The organism is Streptococcus pacificus, from assembly GCF_016481305.1.
GTDB lineage: Bacteria > Bacillota > Bacilli > Lactobacillales > Streptococcaceae > Streptococcus > Streptococcus pacificus.
Genome location: NZ_JAENBO010000004.1, coordinates 139,567 through 162,232, shown reverse-complemented (window position 1 = coordinate 162,232; position 22,666 = coordinate 139,567). Strand labels below are relative to the sequence as shown.

Annotated in this window: 5 protein-coding genes and 2 pseudogenes; 3 read left to right on the top strand and 4 right to left on the bottom strand. The window is 37.1% G+C overall.

All coding sequences use genetic code 11. The annotated features are described in order from the left end of the window. Positions 1-142 precede the first annotated feature (142 nt). From rnhC to recD2, 3 genes are read left to right on the top strand one after another with little or no spacing between them, the layout of a single operon-like run. Entirely contained in the window at positions 143-1,051 is a 909-nt protein-coding gene (gene rnhC / locus JHK62_RS06200; protein ID WP_199575897.1) for a ribonuclease HIII, read from the top strand. 17 nt (positions 1,052-1,068) lie between these two features. Then, positions 1,069-1,659: a signal peptidase I gene (gene lepB, locus JHK62_RS06195; RefSeq protein ID WP_199575896.1), complete on the top strand. Its 591-nt coding sequence runs from the start codon at positions 1,069-1,071 to the stop codon at positions 1,657-1,659. Between the two features lie 56 nt (positions 1,660-1,715). Beyond that, the gene (gene recD2 / locus JHK62_RS06190; RefSeq protein ID WP_199575895.1) at positions 1,716-4,094 is read left to right on the top strand and encodes an SF1B family DNA helicase RecD2; all 2,379 of its coding nucleotides are present in this window, start codon (positions 1,716-1,718) and stop codon (positions 4,092-4,094) included. 63 nt (positions 4,095-4,157) lie between these two features. Here recD2 and JHK62_RS07915 read toward each other — a convergent pair whose 3' ends face one another. The 4 genes and pseudogenes from JHK62_RS07915 to JHK62_RS06180 all read right to left on the bottom strand — a co-directional run bounded on the left by JHK62_RS07915 (position 4,158) and on the right by JHK62_RS06180 (position 22,487). Further along, positions 4,158-4,337 carry an LPXTG cell wall anchor domain-containing protein gene (locus tag JHK62_RS07915; RefSeq protein WP_246447920.1) on the bottom strand — a complete coding sequence of 60 codons (180 nt, stop codon included), beginning with the start codon at positions 4,335-4,337 and terminating at the stop codon, positions 4,158-4,160. A 1,149-nt stretch (positions 4,338-5,486) separates the two neighbouring features. Further along, a pseudogene (locus tag JHK62_RS07910) lies at positions 5,487-7,877 on the bottom strand (alpha-L-fucosidase); the annotation flags it as partial. A gap of 150 nt (positions 7,878-8,027) precedes the next feature. Next, positions 8,028-12,614 (bottom strand): annotated as a pseudogene (locus tag JHK62_RS07905) (discoidin domain-containing protein); the annotation flags it as partial. A 285-nt stretch (positions 12,615-12,899) separates the two neighbouring features. After that, positions 12,900-22,487, bottom strand: a complete 9,588-nt coding sequence (locus JHK62_RS06180) for a discoidin domain-containing protein (RefSeq protein WP_199575893.1) — start codon at positions 22,485-22,487, stop codon at positions 12,900-12,902. Between the last annotated feature and the right edge of the window lie 179 nt (positions 22,488-22,666).

The following is a 22,666-nucleotide window of genomic DNA, read 5'->3' as shown; positions in this document are numbered from 1 at the left end:
AACTTATTTAAATAAACTTCAAAATTATATTACTTCAACATCATCTATCAATGGGTGATGTTTTTTACTTATTGCTGATGAATTTACTGTTTTTGAAAGTCTCTAAGACCTAAAAAAGCTTTTTTATGATAAAATATCTTATATGGATACTATTGTCATTCAAGTTGATGAAACAAAACAACTTACAAGAATTAAAAAAGAATTAGCTAGCTATCAAATGAGTAGTTCTAACCCTTATGTTGTATTTGCTGCTAAAAAAGAAGGCGTTAGTGTTCTCATCTACACCTCTGGTAAGGTAGTTTTTCAAGGTAAAAACCCACAGCCATTAGTTAAAACTTTAGGCTTTTCAGTGGTAAAGAATGAAGAAAAAACATCGTCCATTAGCAATCAAAACCTTGCCATGATTGGTTCAGACGAAGTTGGAAACGGCTCTTATTTTGGAGGCATTACTGTTGTTGCAAGTTTTGTTGACCCAAAAGATCATCCTTTTTTAAAAGAATTGGGAGTCAATGATTCAAAAACGTTGACAGATCGTAAAATCAGAGAAATAGCACCGCTTCTACAAGAGAAGATAGCACATAAATCTTTACTGCTACCTCCTAGTAAATATAATGAGGTGGTCGGCAAAGGCTTAAAACACAATGCAGTTTCTGTCAAGGTAGCTCTTCACAACCAAGCAATTTACCTTCTTTTACAGCAAGGCGTGAGCCCAAAAAAGATTGTTATCGATGCTTTTACCAGTCAAAAAAATTATGAGAGCTATGTCAAAAAGGAAAAAAACCATTTCTCTAATCCCTTAACTTTTGAGGAAAAAGCTGAAGGAAAATTCCTAGCAGTTGCCGTTAGTTCCATTATCGCAAGATACCTGTTTTTAAAGAATCTAGATGAACTAGGTCAGACGGTTGGTTTTAGCTTGCCAAGTGGTGCAGGTTCAAAAGCGGATGACGTCGCCAGTCAGATTATCAAAAAACATGGCCTAACTACTCTAGCGAAACTAGCAAAACTACATTTTAAAAATACCGAAAAAGCTAAAAAGTTACTTAACTTTTGATAAAGAAAGGCATATCAATGAAACGTTTTATAAAAGAATGGGGAGGATTTATCCTCTTTATGACACTATTTTTTCTCTCTTGGCTATTTTTATGGGCCAATGTTTTGGTAGATGGGCACTCGATGGATCCTACTCTATCAAATGGTGAGCGGCTCTTTGTTGTTAAAGTGGCTAAAATTGATCGTTTTGATATTGTAGTGGCTAAAGAAGAAGGCGATAAAAAAATTGTTAAACGGGTCATTGGTGTCCCAGGAGATACTATTAGCTACGATAATGATGTATTAACCGTTAACGGTGAGGTCGTTGAAGAACCATATCTTGAAGATTATCAAGAAGCGTTTAAAAAGGATAAGTTACAAAAAATATATTCCTACAGTGCACTCTTTAAGGAACTTGCTTTAAATTCTAAAGCCTTTACTACTAATAACGCTGGTAACCCAAGCTTTAGCATTACGGTTCCTGAAGGCCAGTACTATCTCCTTGGTGATGATAGGATTGTCTCTAAAGATAGTCGTGAAGTGGGCACTTTTTCAAAAGAGTCCATTATTGGTGAGGTGAAATTCCGCTATTGGCCATTTTCTAGGATTGGAACATTCAATAATGATTAAAACACGGGAAGCCGTGTTTTTCTCTATCATCAAATAACGAATTAGTTGAGGTAGCAATGACATACTTTTTTTCTGGCACAGTCACACGGATTATTTATGACAATCCCAATAATTTTTTTAAAATCATTCTTCTTGAAATAGAGGACACAGATAGCGAGTTTGATGACTTTGAAATCATCGTCACAGGTGTTATGGCGGATATTTTTGAAGAAGAAAACTATACCTTCTGGGGAGAGCTGACAAAGCACCCTAAATACGGTGAGCAGTTGAAAATGTCACGTTATGAACGTGAAAAACCATCAAAAGCTGGTCTTATTAACTATTTTTCTAGTCAACACTTTAAAGGCATTGGTAAAAAAACAGCAGAAAAGATTATCGACCTTTATGGAGATGATCCTATTGATAGTATTTTAAAAGATCCTTCTCATCTTGACACAATCAGTGGCCTGTCAAAGGTTAATAAAGAAGCCTTTCTAGCCAAGTTAAAAATCAACTATGGCACAGAACAAATTTTAGCCAAATTAGCTGAGTATGGACTAAAAAACCAGATGGCTTTTCAAGTTTTTGATGCTTACAAAGAACAAACCTTGGATATTATCGCAAAAAATCCCTACCAATTGGTAGAAGATGTTAAAGGTATCGGCTTTAAAATGGCAGACCAACTCGCTCAGCAACTTGGTATTCTTGATGATGCTTCTGAACGTTTTCAGGCGGCCATTTTACATACCTTACTTGAAACTTCTCTTGAAACAGGTGATACTTACGTTGAAGCCAAAACATTATTGGAAAAAAGTTTGCTTCTTTTAGAAGAAGCCAGAAAAACTCCCATTTCTGATCAAGCTGTTGCCGATGAGTTAAGGCAGTTGATTATCTCGGGTAAAATTCAAAATAGTGATACCAAAATTTTTGATAACAGTTTATTTTTTGCTGAATCAGGTATCAAAAAGCATTTAGAAAGGATTTTAGATAATCCTCCTTCATTACCTTTTCCAAGTGTAGAAGCGATTAAAGAGGAAATTAAAAAAGTTGAATTAAGCCATCATATGACTTATGATGACAGTCAAAAAGAAGCAATTGAAAAAGCTCTGACCAGTAAAGTTTTCTTTTTGACTGGTGGCCCTGGAACAGGAAAGACAACCATCATTAATGGCATTATTCAAAGTTTTGCTAACTTGCATGAGCTATCTCTGACTGATAATAACTCTCCAATTATTCTAGCAGCACCAACAGGTAGAGCTGCTAGGCGAATGAATGAGTTAACAGGATTACCTAGTGCCACGATTCATAGACATCTTGGTTTAAATAGCGATAACGACTATCAAATCCTTGATGATTATCTAGATGCCCATCTGATTATTATTGATGAGTTTTCGATGGTTGATACTTGGCTAGCCAATCAATTATTTTCTGCGATTGCCTCATCAACTCAGGTCATCATTGTTGGTGATAGTGATCAACTTCCTTCTGTCGGTCCAGGTCAAGTCTTAGCTGACTTACTAAAGATTGATGACTTTTCTAAAGTAAGATTAAAGAAGATTTTTAGACAATCCAATCAATCCACTATTGTTGACTTAGCTAGCCAAATTAGAGAAGGCCTTTTACCTAGTGACTTCACCACAAAAAAAGCAGATCGTAGTTATTTTGAATGTCAGACGCCATTTATTCCTGAGAGCGTGGCAAAAATTGTTTCTGCTGCTCTTAAAAGTGGTATTGCTGCCAAAGATATCCAAATTCTTGCACCAATGTATCGAGGACAAGCTGGGATTACCCATCTTAATCAGTTACTGCAAGAATTAGTGAATCCTTTGAATGACCAATTAGAGTTTTTATTTAATGACACTCGTTTTCGAGTGAAAGATAAGGTCCTTCATTTGGTGAATGACCCAGAAGCTAGTGTCTTTAATGGTGATATCGGCTACATTACTGAATTGATGCCTGCTAAGTACACTGACTCTAAACAAGACGAAATGACTATTAATTTTGATGGTGTCGAGGTGACTTATGCGCGTAATGACTGGAATAAATTGACCCTTGCTTATGCCATGAGCATCCATAAGGCGCAAGGAAGTGAGTTCCCAGTTGTGATTCTGCCGATAACACAACAAAGTGGTCGCATGTTGCAAAGAAATCTTCTTTATACGGCTATAACAAGAGCTAAACATAAACTTGTCATGTTGGGCGATTACAGTGCCTTTCAATATGCCACACAACATATTGGTAGCCAAAGGAATACTTTTTTGATTGAACGCTTTAAACCTGAAAAGACTACTGAGCAACTAACCGATTTCAAGCAATCTCTATCTGATACAACTGTAGAAACTAGTGTTGAGACTGATGAAACTCAGTCAACAAGATTGACACAAGAAAATTTAATGAGCATTGACCCTATGATTGGCTTGACACAAGCAGATTTCGATTATTTTTTTAAATCATAAAAAAAAGACAAATCAGTTAACTGATTTGTCTTTTTGTTTAGTGAACACTTGGATTAATAATTATCACTCTTGCTCACCTTTTTTTCTGCCATAACCATATAAAGCTAGTGATGATAAAGCTAACATGGTGCCTAACACTGCTGAGTTTGTCGCATCACCAGTGTTTGGTAAAGTAGTAGCTGAAGCACTCTTCACTTCTTTTTGCTCTACTTTGTCTTTTGTTTGCTTATCCCCTTTACTCATTGGCTCTACTTTGCCTTCAAAGGCTAGTAATTGATAACTTGGCGCGTCTGATGGTACCTTACTTTCAAGTGTTCCTTCAAAGACTGGTTTATCTTGTGCTGTTGGTGCGTCTGATGGCATTTTTGTTTCTCTCACTTGATAAACAATACCATATTCACTGAAGTGTTTTGCCACAAACACAACGCCTTGTTGGGTTTTACCATTAGCGTCCACATAACTTGTCATCGTAAAGTCAAGCTCTTCTTCTTGGTCAGTATTTGGGAGGTAAACCACTTTTCCTACGGTTTTACCTTCGTCTACTGGCATGATGACAAGTGTGTCTTTTAATGGACTAATAGCTTCACCATTAGCATCAACTAATGAGATATCAAAGAGGTCATAGTCTTGATCTTTAAGCACATTTGGTGTGCTTGGGTCTTTAGTTTCTTTATGACCAACACTGATGCCTTCGATAGCTGCGATTTCGCCAACTTCTAGTTGAACCATGACACCTGATGTGTCATCTTTTAGTTCTCGTTTTTCTGTTGAGAAGGTTAATTCAGGCACTTCGTTGACTACCCCTTTTCCATTGGTAAACACAATGGATGGTTTATCTTCAGCTGTCGGTGCTTTACTTGGTACCTTCGTTTCAGGAACAAAATCTGATTCTGGTAACTCATAGCTTGGGAAGTCATTTGGAATGCGTGTTTCTTTGTCATCGCTTGATGAATCATTTCCAAGCAATTTTATCAAATCTTGAGTTAACTCATCTATAACAGCTAGTCGAGGAAGAATTGCTTCTAGCTCTAATTTCATTGTATTTAGCTTTTCTTGATACAACTCTTTATCACTGGCTAGATGAGTATATCCAAGCAATTCGTCATAGGCTGCTTGTTTATCTTTCAAGGCATCTACTTTAGATAAAATACGTGACTGTCTACCCAAGGTAATAAATTTATCAACTTGAATACCAATATTTTGTGTTTTATCATTTTTATTTGGATCTAAGCGAATTGTTAGGGAATGAACACCTTTTGAAAGATTAGCTAAATTGACTAGTTTTTGATTGCCTTGTCTTTGGTTAGCTTTACCACTAAAATATGCTACACCATCTACAATAGTAGAATGACCGTAACCTTCTTTAAATTCAAGAGGTTTTCCATCTAACTCAACGATATAAATACCATGACCTGGATCGACATGCCCAATAACTTCGATACCTTCACCTTCAAAGAACATACTTAGACTAATATCTTGTTTGTCTTCGTCAGTATTTTTAGGGAAGTTACTCCATTTGTTAGTTCCAGTTTTATTAAACCATGTTCCATGGTAGATGATTTCACTAGCATCATCAGCTACTTCTCTACGATAATCTGGTAAACCTGTTTCTGGTACAACATTGATGGTAGCTGTTGTTGTGAAACCTAAAAGTGATTTTTCTGAAGGAGTCACTAATTTAACAAAGAAATCAAATAAGTTACCATCTGAGTCTGGATACTTAATCGTTGGTATGTCAATTGTTTTACTTGTTTCACCTGGAGCAAAAGTCAGGGTTTGAGTAGTATCTTGATAAACCTTACCATGGACACCTGTTCCTGGTTCTGTTATCACCTTGATGGAAGATGTTTTATCAGATGAACCATTTCTCTTGACAACAAGGCTAACGTTTTCACCTTTCGCAACATGGTAAGTCGCTTGTTCAATTTCAAAAATACCATTACCATCATTATTTAAAACAAAGATACCTTCTGTTGCGATAGCACGATTTGTTTTAGCAACTAACTTGATGGTATGCTCACCATTAGTTAAATCAGATGTTTCATAAACTAGTTGACTTCTCTTTCTCACAGAACTTTGTGTATTGACTTCATCAACTTTTTGACCATCGATATAGATTTCCATAATACCGTGATTAGGATCTACTGTAGAAACAACGTAAGCTTTTGTACCACTAAAAGTATACTCAGCACTCGCACCTTGTTGATTAGTCCACATAGATGTTCCACGAACACCTTCTGTTTCTTTATGCCATGTTGAATTCTTAGTGTCTGCTATATCATTAGACTTATACTCAAGACCAAGTGGGTAGCCATCTGTTACTTCAATACTGGTTGGTACTTTATAAAGTGAGAAATTACTTAAAATTGGGGTAGCTAGTGCATCCGTAATAGTCACTCTGACTTTACTTGTGGTTACAGGTTTTCCTTGAATTAAACGACGATAACCAACTGTGCTACCTTTGCCATATTCAACCCATTGACCGCCAACTTCAACATCAACTCTAAAACCTGCAATCCTTTGTCCTTGTTGAATAAATTCTTTTAATTCTACAACATCAAAGGTTTGTTCTTGACCAAGATCAACGATAAATGAACCAGTGGTTGCATCATTTGATAAAGCCCAAGTGGTATTATCATCACCATCAGTGAGATGAGTTGTACTATATTTTGTATTTTTTCTAGTTGAGGACGCAGTCACTGAAGCGTTTCTAGCATAGTCAGTTGCATACATCTCTTCAATCGTATTATGGAACTCATGCAATCTTTCAATATCAGCATCAGCAAATTTACCACGTTGATCCGGTGGAATATTCAGTAGTAACGGAGTTCCTCTACCTACTGATTTGAAATAAATGCTCATTAAATCTCGTAATGATTTTGGTTGTTGATTAGCATGATAGAACCATCCTGGTCTGATGGAAACATCTGCTTCACCTACTGAATACAAATCACCATTAGGGTCGCCAGTGTTAAGATAAGCATTTGTTGGACCATTTTTAATAGCTTCGGCAGTCACTTTATGCCAAATTGGATCACCTGCGATGCCTCTTTCATTACCAATCCAGCGAACATTTGTTGGTTGGTTTGAGAAGATTGTGATATCACCTTCTTGCTCACGTATGTAATTAAACCATTCTTCAAATGTATAGGTCACATTTTGAGCACCACTACCTCTAGCACCATCCATCCAGACCTCAACGAATTTACCGTTGTTTCCATATTTATTATTTCCTAAAATTTCTTTTAATTGATTGAGATAATAAGCATTATACTCATCTTGTGTTGCAACAGAGTATTTAGGATGGTTAGCATCCCACGGAGAAAGGTAGACACCTAAATCCATATCATATTTTGTTGCTGATTCTGAAAGTTCTAATAAAACATCGCCTTTCCCATTTTTCCATGGACTTGAAGCAACACTATGATTAGAATATTCGGTTGGATAAAGAACAAAACCATCATGATGTTTAACAACCATAATTGTACGTTTAAAGCCAGTGTCTTTTAATGTTTTAATCCACTGATCCGTATCCAGTTCAGTTGGATTAAATAGATTAACATCTTCTTTACCATTTCCCCATTCACGGTTTGTATAGGTATTCATGCCAAAATGGATAAAGGCTGCTAATTCTTGTTTATGATAATCTAGTTGAGATTGAGATGGAACAGCACCAAAGTTTTCAATAACTGTTTCTTCGTTAACATCATCTTCTATATCAGGGTTATCATTAGTATCAGAATTAATACCTAATTGTTTTTTTGCATCCAGAATAGCTTGATTGCTAGCATACTTATTGTTTAAGACATTGTTGATGGCTAACCACTTGCTATCAGTCAAAGCCACTGCTTTTTGTTTGAAGGCTGTTGCTAATTCTTCTTTAGAGTCTCTTGTTTGATAAACTCTGAATTCTCTGACACCAATTTCATTTTTACCTGCTTGACGCTTGAGAGTTTCAAACTTAACATAGCGTGCTGTTTGGTTGGTGAAATCAACAGCGACACGATCAGATTGATTACCTCTCACCGTTTTTAATTCTGTAAATTTGGTCAAATCATCAGAAACTAAAATTCTAAAGGAATCTGCGATACGACTACTATCAAAAATAACTTCTGCACTTGAAAATTCTTGTGGGTTTTCTAAATCAACAATGAAGAAATCGCTATCGGTATTACTTGAATTCCAACGACCATCTCCAGCAACAAGATCACCATCAGTTAATTTGAAGCGACTGTATGAACGAATGCCTTGTTCAAAGAAAGCAGAATTGTTTCTTTGAGAGTAGACTGGCTTATGAAGTGCGATGTTAACTTTTTCAAGGGTTTCTTTACCTATTTCATCAGACTCGCTAAAGCGATTATAAACTTTAATGTCTTTGATATAACCTTTAAAGCCTTCACCAATTTTATTGAATGGTAAATTAAAGCTGGTTCTAAAGTTCCCTTCAGTGTTTGAATTTCTTGCTGTTTCATCTTGGTGGGCAAAACTTGCTACTTCTTGACCATTGATATAGACAATAAGGGTTTCTCTTGTTGCAGTGAAGGTTAGCTTATAATCCTTACCAGCTTCAAGTGGATTAGTGATGTTTTGACTGTAGAAATAACGATTCAACATGAAGCCATCCACAACTTCACCAGACTGACGACGTCCTTTTTTATTGAGGAAAATAGCACCATCACGACTGGCCAGTAAACTACCACTATTACTGTCAGTAGGACGAATAGTCATCTCTAAAGTGTATGGCAATGAAATGGTTTCAATATCACTTTCAAGATAATTATCCCCATTAAAGGCAAACCACTTGTCATTATCTTCTAATTCAACCACTTCGACATTGTTAACGTTTTGGAAAGTGTGACTGTTATTACTCAAATCATAAACAGTATTATCTGCGACACGGCTTGCATCAATATTAACTAGAACTTCTGATGACGTTTTTAATGGGAGATAGTTATTTTTTAGTTTGGTTGCTTCTAGCGCTCTTTGATAATCAATAAAGCTTCTATTAGCATTTCCTGACCATGTCTTAAACCCAATCATGGCAAGTGATTTTTCTAAACGGTCGTATAAATCACTCTCTTCAATCCCTTCACGGTGTTCATCTCCCCAGAGTGCGCCTTTTGCTCCTAAGATTAATGGCTCTGCTTCTAGGGCAACACGCTTATTAACTGGAATATTATTGGCAAGATTAAAGACTCTAGGATTCCAGTGTTCAAAAACATATTGCTCGTTGATAATATCTTTGTGGTAACGTCCTGGTGTCACGTAGGTAAATGGTTGAGGAACATTGACCACACGATAGCCTTCATTAATACGATCAACAGTGAGAGATTCATACTGAGCCCATTCATCAAAGATAATATCCTTGTCAACTGGTGTCTGACCATTAAATTGTGTTAGAGCACCCCAAGTTCTCAGCGTTTTACCATGTGATTTGGCCAATTGATTTAACTCATTTAAGTAGTTTCTGAAGCTTTCAATATTCCCATTTTTCTCCCAATATTCATCGACACCAAGATGGATTTGTGAATAGCTTAAAATATCATTGTCTAAGTAGCTATCAATCAAATCTTTTATAAAGCGTTTAGCACGTTTCGTTTGTTCTGGATAAGCCTGTTCATTGATGGCTAAAGCCTCTAGGTCAGATGGGTGATGAATTGGTTTACCAAGATAATCAATATTATCTGGATTATTTAAAGCATATAAACTGTAGTGCGCTGAGTGTCCAGGATTATCGAATTCTGCCAAGATATGAGCACCATAAGACTTGATTTCTTCTTGGAATGCTTTAAAGTCTTCGATACTATAGGCAGGATTGCCATAGACATTACGATAGAAGTCATACTCTCCCTCATAGCGATCGTGTTTGAATTCTTGCTTGTTTAACGACGGGAAAGCTGGGCTTTCAAGACGATGAGCTGTTTCAGTAACCTTCCAATTTTCTGGATTGGCTCTAGACCCTGATGGCCATTGGTTATCATTGAAATGAAGATGCAATTCATTTAATTTATACCATCTAAAGAGTTTAGACACTTTTTGAAGGAAGTCCATGCGCATTGGAACTCTAGCAACATCAAGCACCATTCCTCTAATTTCATAATTAGGATAATCTCGATAAACGCCTCGCGTTAAGGCCTGATCTTTTTGCAACATTTGTGCCATAGTAACAGCAGCATAGTTAAAGGCTTTAGCCTCATGAGCATAAACCTCGATAGTATCGTCTAGGACACGAAGAAGATAGCCTTCTTCTTTCAAATTATAGTCATTGGTTAAAATAAATTTAATTTTTGCATTTTCTTGTGTGCCAGCAGTCAATTTAAAGCCAAGAATGTTTTCAAGGTCTTCGTTAAATAAATCCACTTGTTTTTGGAAACTAGGGTCAACATAAACTGTGTCACCTTTTGCGATAGAAAGAAGTCCTTCTCCTGCTAAAAATTCTTGAATATCAATCGCTAACTGTGGTTTTTGATTGCTACCAACAACTGTTTCTTGATGGTGAGCCGAAATCGCAATAGTTTTATTTAGCTTAGTGGTTGTCACTAATTCTGAGGTTGCTTTATTTCTTGCAGCAACTAAAAGAGTTACCGTTTGATCATTTAAGCGATAAGAAGAGATATTGCCTTGATTATCAACAAGGTATTGGTTATTTGATCCGATAATTTCATAGCTATAGACATCATCTTCAGAAATATTAGCCAAGACTACTCGGTTGCCATCAATAGCAAGAGTGGCTTGTTCTAACTTTTCTTGTGGATTAATAATAACTGGTGCTTCACCAGTCAATCTTCCCATAATGGTAATCTCATTAACTGAAACGGCATTACCACCTGCAAAATGATTAATTTTATTGAAACGGAATCTCAAGAAACGGTGACTCTTAACAGGACTAGAAAAAGTAACCACATCTTTAGGGTCTTCTAGGTTAGCATCTGGTGCTAAAGTGGTTCGATGACTAATTTCTTGCCAATTGTTTTGACCGTCCGCTGAGCTTTCAATCACATAATCAGTGGCATAAACTTTTTTAAAGAAGTCAAGTGTAATCGATTCAATTTCAGCATTTCTACCCAAATCAATTTGTAACCATTGTGGTGTTTGTGGTGACGTTGCTGTACGATCTGTCTTCATTCTAGCTGAAGAATAACGAGTACCTGTATTTTCATCAAACGCAAGGTCTGCTGTATAGCTTGTTCCCGCTTCAATACCAGAACTACTATAAGTTTTATTTGGGGCTAAATTAGTAGCAGGATTTGTCACAGGTGCCTCTTTTAGTAATCGGCCCATTATCGCAATGTCTTTCACAGAAACTGCGTTACCACCTGCAAAATGATTAATTTTATTGAAATGGAATCTTAGATAGCGTTGGCTTGTAACTGGTGTGTCAAAAATAATTAAATCTTGTGGTTCTTCAAGATTCTCATTAGCTACCAAGTCTGTTCTATGGCTGATGGTTTGCCAATTGTTTTGACCATCTGCTGAACTTTCAATCACATAATCAGTCGCGTAAACTTTTTTAAAGAAATCAACAGTTATTGACTCGATTTCAGCATTTCTACCCAAATCAATTTGTAGCCATTGTGGTGTTTGTTGTGACGTTGCTGTACGATCGGTCTTCATTCTGGCTGAAGAATAACGGGTGTCAAAATCACCATCAAAGGCTAGATTTTCAGTATAAGGAGTATTCGCTTCGATTCCTGAGCTGCTATAAGTTTTGTTAAGTGCTAGATTGGTGGCAGGTTCTTTTTCTAAAAGTTTCCCCATAATAGCAATCTCTTTGACAGAAACGGCATTACCACCTGCAAAGTGATTAACTTTATTAAAGTAGAATCTTAAATAACGATTACTAATGACAGGTTGTGTAAAAGTGATGTTATCTTTAGGATCTTGTAGGGTGGCATTTGGTTTTAAATCTGTTCGATGACTAATGGTTTGCCAATCATTTTGACCATCAGCTGAACTTTCAATCACATAATCGGTCGCATAAACTTTTTTAAAGAAATCAACTTCAATTGATTTAATTTCAGCTTTTTTGCCTAAGTCAATTTGCAACCACTGGGGCGTTTGTTCGGCAGTCTCTGATTGACCTGTTTTCATTTTTGCAGAAGAAAAACGAGTATCAAGATTACCATCAAATGCGAGATTTTCTGTGTAATCAGTACTTGCTTCAACGCCTGAACTGGTGTATGTCTTATTAAGAGCCAGATTAGTATCAGTTGTTACGATATCTGATGCATCATCTGCTGTCACTGAGTCACTAAACGTCTCTTGATCAAGTGTATTCTCTTCAGTACTAGAAAGTCTTTCATCTGAAGAGTTCGCCTGTACTTGTGGTTGTTCGGCTACTTTCTCAAGACTATTGGTTTCTACTACTGTTGTTGTGTCAGCTGTTTCATCAGCTTGAGCTATGATTGGGTTGACACCAAATAAAAAAACACCAACAACAACAGATCCTACACCAAGTGTTGTTTTTCTAATGGAATAATGAAAAAGTTTATTCCAATTTGAGTCCTCATGTCGCTTCATAAATCCCTCCTATTATTAAAAACAATAACCTTTATGTACTATAAATTCATAGTATATAAAAAGCAACTTAAAAATAACCGCTCTTTGTAAGCGTTTTTATACTCAATATAATAATATATTGATTACCTTATTTTGTCAATGATTTTAAGCATTTTAAAGGCTAATTATTGTCCTTTTTTTTTAGGTTTTAAAACTTAATTTCTTGACAACAGCAAGCAAATAAAAAAAGACAAATCAGTTAACTGATTTGTCTTTTTGTTTAGTGAACACTTGGATTATAAATTATCACTCTTGCTCACCTTTTTTTCTGCCATAACCATATAAAGCTAATGATGATAAAGCTAACATGGTGCCTAACACTGCTGAATTTGTCGTATCACCAGTGTTTGGTAAGGCTTTAGCTTGTGTTGTTGAAGAGGCTTGGTCTGCTTTCTTCTCAACTTGCTTATCCTCTTTACTCATTGGCTCTAGTTTGCCTTCAAAGGCTAGTAATTGATGGCTTGGCGCGTCTGATGGTACCTTACTTTCTAGTGTTCCTTCAAAGACTGGTTTGTCTTGTGCTTTTGGTGCCACTTTTGGTACAGATGTTTCAGGAACAAAATCTGATTCCGGTAACTCATAGTTTGGAGCATCAGATGGTACCTTACTTTCAAGTGTTCCTTCAAAGACCGGTTTGTCTTTCGCTGTTGGCGCATCAGATGGCACTTTTGTTTCTCTCACCTGATAAACAATACCATATTCACTAAAGTGTTTTGCCACAAAGACAACGCCTTGTTGTGTTTTACCATTAGCATCCACATAACTTGTCATCGTAAAGTCAAGTTCTTCTTCTTGGTCAGTATTTGGGAGGTAAACCACTTTTCCTACGGTTTTGCCTTCGTCTACTGGCATGATAACGAGTGTGTCTTTTAATGGACTGATGGCTTGACCATTAGCATCAACTAATGAGATATCAAAGAGGTCATAGTCTTTATCTTTAAGCACATTTGGTGTACTTGGATCTTTGGTTTCTTTATGGCCAACACTAATGCCTTCGATAGCTGCGATTTCACCAACTTCTAGTTGAACCATGACACCTGATGTGTCATCTTTTAATTCTCGTTTTTCTGTTGAGAAGGTTAATTCAGGCACTTCGTTGATTACCCCTTTTCCATTGGTAAACACAATGGATGGTTTGTCTTCGGCTGTCGGTGCTGTACTTGGCACCTTAGAAAGTCTCTCATCTTGACGAATCTCAAGTGCATCAATAGCTGCTTGAAGATTTGTCATAGCCTCTTTAACTGCTTGTGGATTATTTTCTGAATCTGCTAAAATCGTTTGAGCCTCTTCTAAAGCTTGTACGAGAGCGGTCACAGAGTCTGTCTTATAGTGACTTGCCAATTCTTGATGAGCTTGTCCCTCTAGAGCCAGTTCTCTTAATGGTTTTTTAAGATCACTTTGACTCACCATAATCTCCGCTGCAGAACCAAAACCTCCAAAACCAGAAAGAACATCTAATTTCAGATAACGTAGTGCTTCTGCTGTAAAGCCAATAATCTTAGTTGAGGCATCATCTGAAAGACTACCTTCTTTAAGTAAATGATACTCATCATTTTCAGCTAGCTTACCGTAAAGTTTGTATTCGGTAATATTACCATTTTTAACACCTTTTCTTGGCACATAAATTAATTTATCCACAAAGTGAGATGCAGTCATATCAATCGTCACACTTGCTGGTAGTTCTTGCTTTCTTGGTGACCACTTTGTATGCCAAATGGTTGATAAATCACCATCAAAAGCTTTATCTGCAGTACCATCAGCATTTTCATTATCACTTGCCACTTGCCAATTAGTTCTATCTAGATAATTCTCTTCTTCTTGGTACTGACTAATCACAAGGTCATCAAGCATCCCTTTAAAGGCTTTTGTTTGACTACCAATGTATTGTGTTGGTAAGACTAAGGTAGCTAAGAGGCGACCTGTTTGTGATTGAGAAAGAGTATCAACTAATTGGTTATTCACATACAATTCTGTACGACCTTCATAACCTCTAAAGGTTAATTGTACCCATTCATCTTTTGGTAAGGTGTAGTTGAATGAATAATCATAGTTTTCAGCTGAGAAGCCTACTTTACCAGTTTCTTTCTGAACTAGTTTAAGAGCTGTATGCCCATTTTCAGCTAGGATTTGTTCCCCATCTGCATCGGCATCTAATTTTACTAAGACAGAAAAACTATTATTTGGTCCAACTGATGTGATTGGTGTTTCAATATAGCTTTCCCCACCATTGAAACGAACTGCAGTCTTGTTCTTACCTGCTTCATAGTCAACATTCTTGGCTGTTACACCATCATTGTTGTTTCCAGATAGGTCTTCTAAGTTACTTAAATCAAAGCGATAACGAGTGATTACGGATGATTCTGAAGTAACTTCTTTGTATGGATTTTGTTTGGCTGGTTTACCAATAGCTTCCACTCTAGCAGTTAAATCACGGTAATTTCCGACTGCCCGATTACCCCACATCTTAGCTGCTAAGGCTGGAAGGGATTGCTCAAAGCCTTTATAGATGTCATAATCTTGGAAACCATTAGCTCGGTTGCCAATCATGTCATTCCAAATGGCAAAGGCTGCCCCAAGCATTTGTTTAGAACCGGCTGGGATAACGGTATTACCCATCTTATTAGCTTCCCAGTTATTATAAAGAGCTTCACTATTTAATAAGTTTTGATAATAATTTGCCCCAGGAACCCAATAAAGTGAGGAATCTAACGTATTAATCAGCTTATAACCTGCCTGATACATATCCGTTGGTTTGGCCCATCCTAAACTCCAGATGTTCATCTCAACACCGTCCACATGAACAGGAGTCTTACCTGGTTTAGCCGTTAGACTTCCCCAGAAGCGAGGTGTTTTCCCTTTACTGATAGCATATTTCAAAAGGCTATCTGTGAAAGCACGGAAGGCTTCGTTATTTCCTTCAAATTCATCGACACCCATATGAATGACATTAGTGTCTCCAAAGACCGAATCTTCTCCATCAAGATATTCGTCCCAAACACTCTTGATAAATTCTAATGCTTCTGGATTACTTACTTCTAAATGGTCAACCCAACGTCTAACACTCTTATCAGTCATTGTTAGGTCTGGTCTTACCTTAGTAAAGGCCAAAGCATGTGCTGGAGCATCAAATTCTGGAACTATTTGAATACCACGATTCTTGGCAAAAGCCATTAATTCTTTAAATTCCGCTTTAGTATAATACAAATCTTTAGCTGTCAAGTCAGCCTTATTGAGGCCATTATTTCCACCTGCCTTAATATCTGATTCTAGACGGAAAGCAGAGTAAGCACCATAAGGGTTATCTGTATTTTGATACTCTTCTACCCAGATGTAGTTATCATTCAAGTGTAGTTGGAAATCGTTATACTTGTACCATGACAAAGTCTTAATCATGTCTTTAAGCGTTGATAATTGAACTGGTTTACGGCCAACATCAAGCATAAAGCCACGACGAGCGTATTTAGGGTAATCTCTAGCCATACCCTTGGCAATTTGGCTTGAGTCTTGTTTTAAGACTTGAAGAAGGGTTTGTGTTGACCAGAAGGCACCTGTCTTATGACTAGCCTCTACCTTAACAACATCATCGATGGTCATTAAGTAGCCTTCTTCTTTAAGACCTGGATGGCTATCATTTAATTCAAAGTAGAAGTCTCCTGCAACTGGTGTAGTGTCATAAACAATAGTGATCTTCTTACCAGTGATTGCTTCATAGTCCTCTTTGAAGCTCTCAACGGCATAACGAAGGGCTTCTTGGTCTTTTGGTTGAACAACAATGCGAGCACCATCAGTTACTGCAAAGTGACCTGTATGGCCTTTCCACTCGGCAATACCTGGAACAACTGGAAGCACGGCATTGTCTTCGTCAGTTACTTCGTATTGCCCTTTGACAAGAATAGAGTAAGCCGGTGTTTCGTATGTCTCATCACCTCTAGTCAACTTGTAGTTAACCTGAACAGTGGTGTCAACAAGAGGTTGATAAACACTTAAGTCATGATCAATGATTTGTTCGAAGTCAGCACCGATAAAGCTAATCTCAACATCGAATGGAACAGCTGGTAAACTCCATTTCGTCATTCCTTTAGAGAGTTCTGGAATTTCTAAGGCAGACGCTATGTCTCTTAATGACTTCACAGCCTTAGTCACAAGTGGTTTAGCATAAACCTCAAAGTCATAAAGAGAAACCGTTGCCCAATCAACCATTTGACCTGAACGATCTTCTGCACGTGAATCAAATGCTTCAATCAACACTTTAACATGACGAGCTTCTTGTGGAGCATCCAAGTTAATGATTTCTTTCAATTCACTTGGTTTTCTTGTTAACGTTTTAACCGTTGTCCAATCTTGGCCATCATGTGAAATTTGAATCTTGTATTGACTAGCATTTTGACGTTCCCAATTGAGAACCACCGAAGCCACTTCTTTAACGGCTCCTAAGTCAACTTGAATGGATTTAGTTCCTTGGCCAACACTACTTGCCCAACGAGTACTTGAATCGCCATCAACTGCCTTATCTGCACTAAAGCTTGCAACTTCATCACCATTTGAAGTCGCTACTTTTTGATGAGCCAAATCCTCAATATTTTCACTACCAATAATTTGGAATTCATAAAGTGAGACAGAAGGCCAGTTGTTAGCACCACCGTCAAAGCGATCAACAGTGAGACGAACATGTTGAGCAGTAATTGGTGTCGCTAGACTAATAGTAGTATCTAATTCATTGTATGAATCGTCAGTCTTACGATAAGCCGTTTGATAGCTAGCCCCATCTGTAGAGTACTCAATATGGAAACCTTTAATATTGGTTCTTTCCCAATTGATAACAAAGGAATCAATCGCTTTTTGAGCACCCAAATCAATATTAAGAATACGAGGTGTTTCACCACGGTTTGTTGACCAGCGTGATTGAGATGGTTTATTGCTTTCTTGACGGTTAACAATGCCATCTATTGCTTTGTCTGCACCCCAGAAGTCTCGTTCTGTATCACTAGCAGATGCAGTAGCTCCAATTGCAAGGTTAATGCGTTGTGCTTTGAGCGATTCTGGATTAGTAGTTGGTGGTGTTTCTTGATCTACTGGTGGAGGCGTTGTGCCATCTGAAACGACTCTAAGACGAACTTCGCTAGCAGACATAAAGCGATCTGCTTGTGCTTGTGAGTCTCCGAGAGTGTGGATAGCTTTTAATCTCACATAACGTGCATCAACACCTTCAAAAGTGACTTCTTGCCAAGACTTGGCATCAGTAAAGCGACCTTCTTTGACTTTAGTCCAAGTTGAATTGTCGCTGCTAACTAGAATTTCATAATCAGTCACCTTACCATTGTTACTATTATCTTGACGTGCCATGTAAGCAAAACCATTTACTTTTTGGACACTACCAGCATCTAATTGAATCCACAAGTTTTCTTTGGCCGTTCCTGCCCAAGCACTATGCCAAATACTATTTAAATTAAAGTCTTTTGCATTTTCAACTTGATTACCGTTTCTTTGTTCTGTTGAACCTGCTGTTAAAGTAATACTATTTCTTGGTAAATAGCGACTATCTGAATCTGTTGCTGGACTTTCAGTAATAAGAGTTAAATCATAAACCAATTGACGCGACTTATCTTCTGATTCAGTAAAGAGTCTAAACTGATTATTTTTGATTGGAAGAATAGTAACCGCCACATTTTTATCCGTATTACTTGCAAGAATTGTTCCTGGTTCTGCTTTAATAGCCATATTTTGAGAAATTTGATTTGTAGGAACAGTATAGTTACCAATTTTTAGACTATTGATACTTGCGTCTGAATTTTGAGTGAAAGTTTCAATCGCAGTCATTAACTGAAGTTCTGCAATACCAGTTGATGGTTTACGATTATTAGCTAATGCCTCATCAGCGTTTTCAATATGAACATTAAAGATAACGGCTGGTGTAATTTTTTCCAACTGATAAGTAATCTTAGTTAGACCATTAACAGTTTCTGTTTTAAGAATATCAGCATTAACAGCTACATTTGCTGCACCCGGACCACTACTCCAAGAAAAAGTAACAGCTTTAGGAGGGCGAAGCGAAGCACTATCTTGATGGTAATAAGCTACCACTTGTGAAATGTTTTGGGCAGTATCGTATCTAAAGGTTAAAGTAGAGTCCTTATCTCCATTTTGTGCGGAAGCATAGTTTGACCAAATAGTTTGATTTGGTCCTCCTTTAGGGTTAGCAGAAACGATTAAACTACCATCTTTAATGGCCTGTAGATTATCTGATTTTTTCCCTTGAGTATCTTCTGTCAACTCAACTACTGTTGGAGCAACATTTTGATCAATCTGTTCTGTTTTTCTAGCCACACGAATCGTTGCTGTAACAGGTAATTTATCCCCCAAGACATCAGCAGTCCCATTAATTGTTACAAGACCTTCTCTATCAAATGTCATATCTTGAGAAACTATCCAAGTGACTGGGAATTGAGCACTTAATAGGGTACCATCTGCTAAATAGGCTTGAACTTGAGTTGGAAGTTGAGGATTTTGACCAACTTCTGAAGCGAAGCTTATATTTTTAATAGCCGCAACCTGATCAATAACAGAAACTACAATTTCTGCATTTACATCAAGATTTTCTATTATACCTTTAGCAACAAAAGTGGTTCCAGCTTCTAGAGATTGATTAATAGCCTCTTGATCAAAGCTTATTGCTTTTTCTTCTTCACTACCATCTGTATAGCGAACGGTTACTTTCTTTGGAAGAGAGAGTGGTGTGCCTTTTTTAATGTACATAGTCTTAGAAAGGTAATAGCTATCAATTTTTCTATCACCAGTATTTTCCTGACCAGTTACAGTAAAGCTTGCACTTGAAGCTCTTAAACCTGCAGAAGAAGCAGCTATTTTAACTGTACCACTCTTACCAGTCATCCTTAAAATAGCAACAACTTTACCTGAGAAGGCTTTACGATTATTATCTTGATATGATTGGTGGTCAGTAGCATCACCATTATCCATAGCGACCAATTCTGCTGGTCCTTCAACGGCAATTGATATCACATTGTTGGCATCAGCAACAAAGTTTCCTTGATCATCTTGAACGGTAACTTCAACATAAGCAAGAGAATGATCAGTCACTTTTTCAGAATGTTTAGTAACTGTTGTTACTAATTGATGAGCAGTACCAAATGTTTTAACTTCTTTATTTCCGATGGTATCATTAATTATTTGACCATTTTCATCGTAAGCAATTGCTTTTAGTGTACCATCAGCATAAGGAACAGTAAATGTGAGATAAAGATTTCTATGCTCTGCTCCTTGTTTACCTTGTCCTTTATAAATTTGGTAGGTATAGCCAGCTCTTGTTGTTTCCTTAGTAAACTTCTTCTTACCAAGAGAAGTGACTTGACCATCATTGTTGATATATTGTAATTCAACTTCAGCAGCATTAGAATAAACAACTACTTCAACATTGTTTTGATGATCTTTTTGAACAACTGATTCTTTCCAAGCTGGTAAGACATGTAACGTTGTATCCTTGGTATTCCATTGGCTACGGTAGAAATAGTAGGAATCTTTTGGTAGTCCTGCTGTATCAATGATACCAAAGTAAGAGCTCTTCGGTAGAGGATTTGTAAATGCTGCTCCAGAAGCAGTGTTATTCCAAGGTGTTGGTTCGCCTAAGTAATCAAAACCAGTCCAGACAAACTCTCCAGCGACAAAGTCACGAGTAATAACATCATACCAAGCCTCACTAGCTACTTTACCCCAGTTAACAGTACTTTGATCATAGGCTGTCAATTGTTTATCTGAGCGACGTTCTGTGCCTTTAACATTGTAAATACCACGGCTATTAATAGCAGATGCTGTTTCAGAACCATAAATAATCCAGTTTGGATTTGTTCTATGTCCTTCATCATACTGACTGCCGCTAGCATAGTTGTATCCAACAATACCTTGTAGTCCTTCAGATTTATTGGTTAAAGCATTGGCCATACTAATAGAGGTTTGATGTTTGTTTTTAAGTTTATTATCACCTAAAGTAGCTGGTCGAGTGCCATCCACTTCATCAACCCATTGCATCAAATTAGAAATGATTTGCGGGTAACTTGCAGGATTACCACTGTGCCCTTCAAGGACCTCATTACCAGTTGACCACATAATGATTGATGGGTCATTAAGACCACTCTTAACCATTTGTTTAATATGGTATTCCGCCCATGTTTGATTTTCTGATTTAGCACCATTTAAATGCTGCGCTGTTGTTCCTAATTGTTGATTAAACCAGCGAGCATAGTCATAGGTGTTCCCATTTTTTGCATGAATCCAAGTATCAAAGGCTTCGTCAATTAGCATCATTCCTTTGCGATTAGCAATATCTTTCATGACACGCGCAGAAGGATTATGAGTCACACGAACGGTATTAACACCCATATCTTTTAAGAGCTCAAACTGTCTTTCAACGGCATCATAATATGCAGATGCTCCTAAACTTCCTTGGTCATGGTGCATGCTGACACCTTTTAGTTTCATAGCTTGACCGTTTAATTTGAAGCCAGTTTCAGCATCAAATGACATATATCTAAAACCAATTTCTTGTTGATTGGTTTGTATTTTTTGACCTTCTTTATAAACTTCTGTTTGAAGAACATAAAGATTTGGATTGTCAACAGACCAAAGTTTAGGATTAACTAATTTAAAGGTGTTATTAACTGTACCTGTTTGATTCGCTTGGATAGTCACTTCATCAGTCAATGATGTTTCATGGACTTTTGTTCCCAAGCTACCATCTTCATTACGTTCAAATAAAATCGTTTTAATTTGAATATTGGTTGAATTGCTATCTTCATTGAGAACTTCAGCAGCAATAGCAACTGTTGCACCTTCTGAAGACTCATAAGTCGTCGCAAGATCAGGTGTCTTAACAGAAATACCATATTCTGCTAGATGCACTTTAGGTTCAAGATTTAAATGAACCGAACGGTAAATCCCACTTCCTGAATAAAAACGTGAACTTGGTACTTTATTAACAACTTTAACAGCTAATGTGTTTTCTTCATTTACGTTAAGATACGGTGTCAAATCAAAACTAAAGGCATTATAGCCATATGGATGAACTCCAAGTGATGTGCCATTGATGAAAACTTCTGTCTCCATATATGAGCCATCAAACTGAATACTAACACGACCATTAGCTACCTCTTCATTGACAGAGAAGGATTTCCGATACCAGCCTGTTCCACCAGGTTTATAACCACTTTCTGCTTCTCCATTTGTAGTATAATCTTGTGTTAAACTAAAATCATGAGGTAAATTAAGCATTAACCAGCTAGAATCATCAAATTCTTTACCCGATGCTCCAGCCACTTCTCCTAGATGGAATTTCCAATCGTTGTCAAAATTAACAGTTTGATCTGTTTTAGTAAAGTGATTGAATTTATGCCACGCTTCAGGAGATGTGCTGACACCTTTAGTAGATTGAGAATCGTCTTGATTGTTACTATCTGCGCTATCCTCTTTAGTTGGTGTTGCTGGAGTTTCTTCTGTAATTTCTTCTGAAACGTCCTCTGCGGCTGGTTGAATAAGATTTTCAGCTTCAGCAACTGGGGTAGTTGATTCTTCAGGCGATATTTCAACTTCTACAGGAGAAGCTTGAACGATTTCAGATTCTGAAACTTCTGGCTGCGTTTCTTTTGAAGTCACCTCTGGCACTGCCGTTACCTCTGGTGTTGCTGATTCGGTTGCATCAGCCATTGCTGTTACTGGATTGACTCCAAATAAGAAAACACCAACAACAACAGATCCTACACCAAGTGTTGTTTTTCTAATGGAATAGTGAAAAAGTTTATTCCAATTTGAGTCCTTACGTCGATTCATAAATCCCTCCTAAAATTTAAAAAAGTAACATTATATTTGTAAGCGTTTTTACAAAGAATATATTAACATATTTAATTTATTAATTCAATGTAAATCCCATAAAACACAACAAAAATAAGTATTTTATCTTTTAGTAATCCTACCTCAAAAATAAATACTTTCCGAAATACAAATCTTCT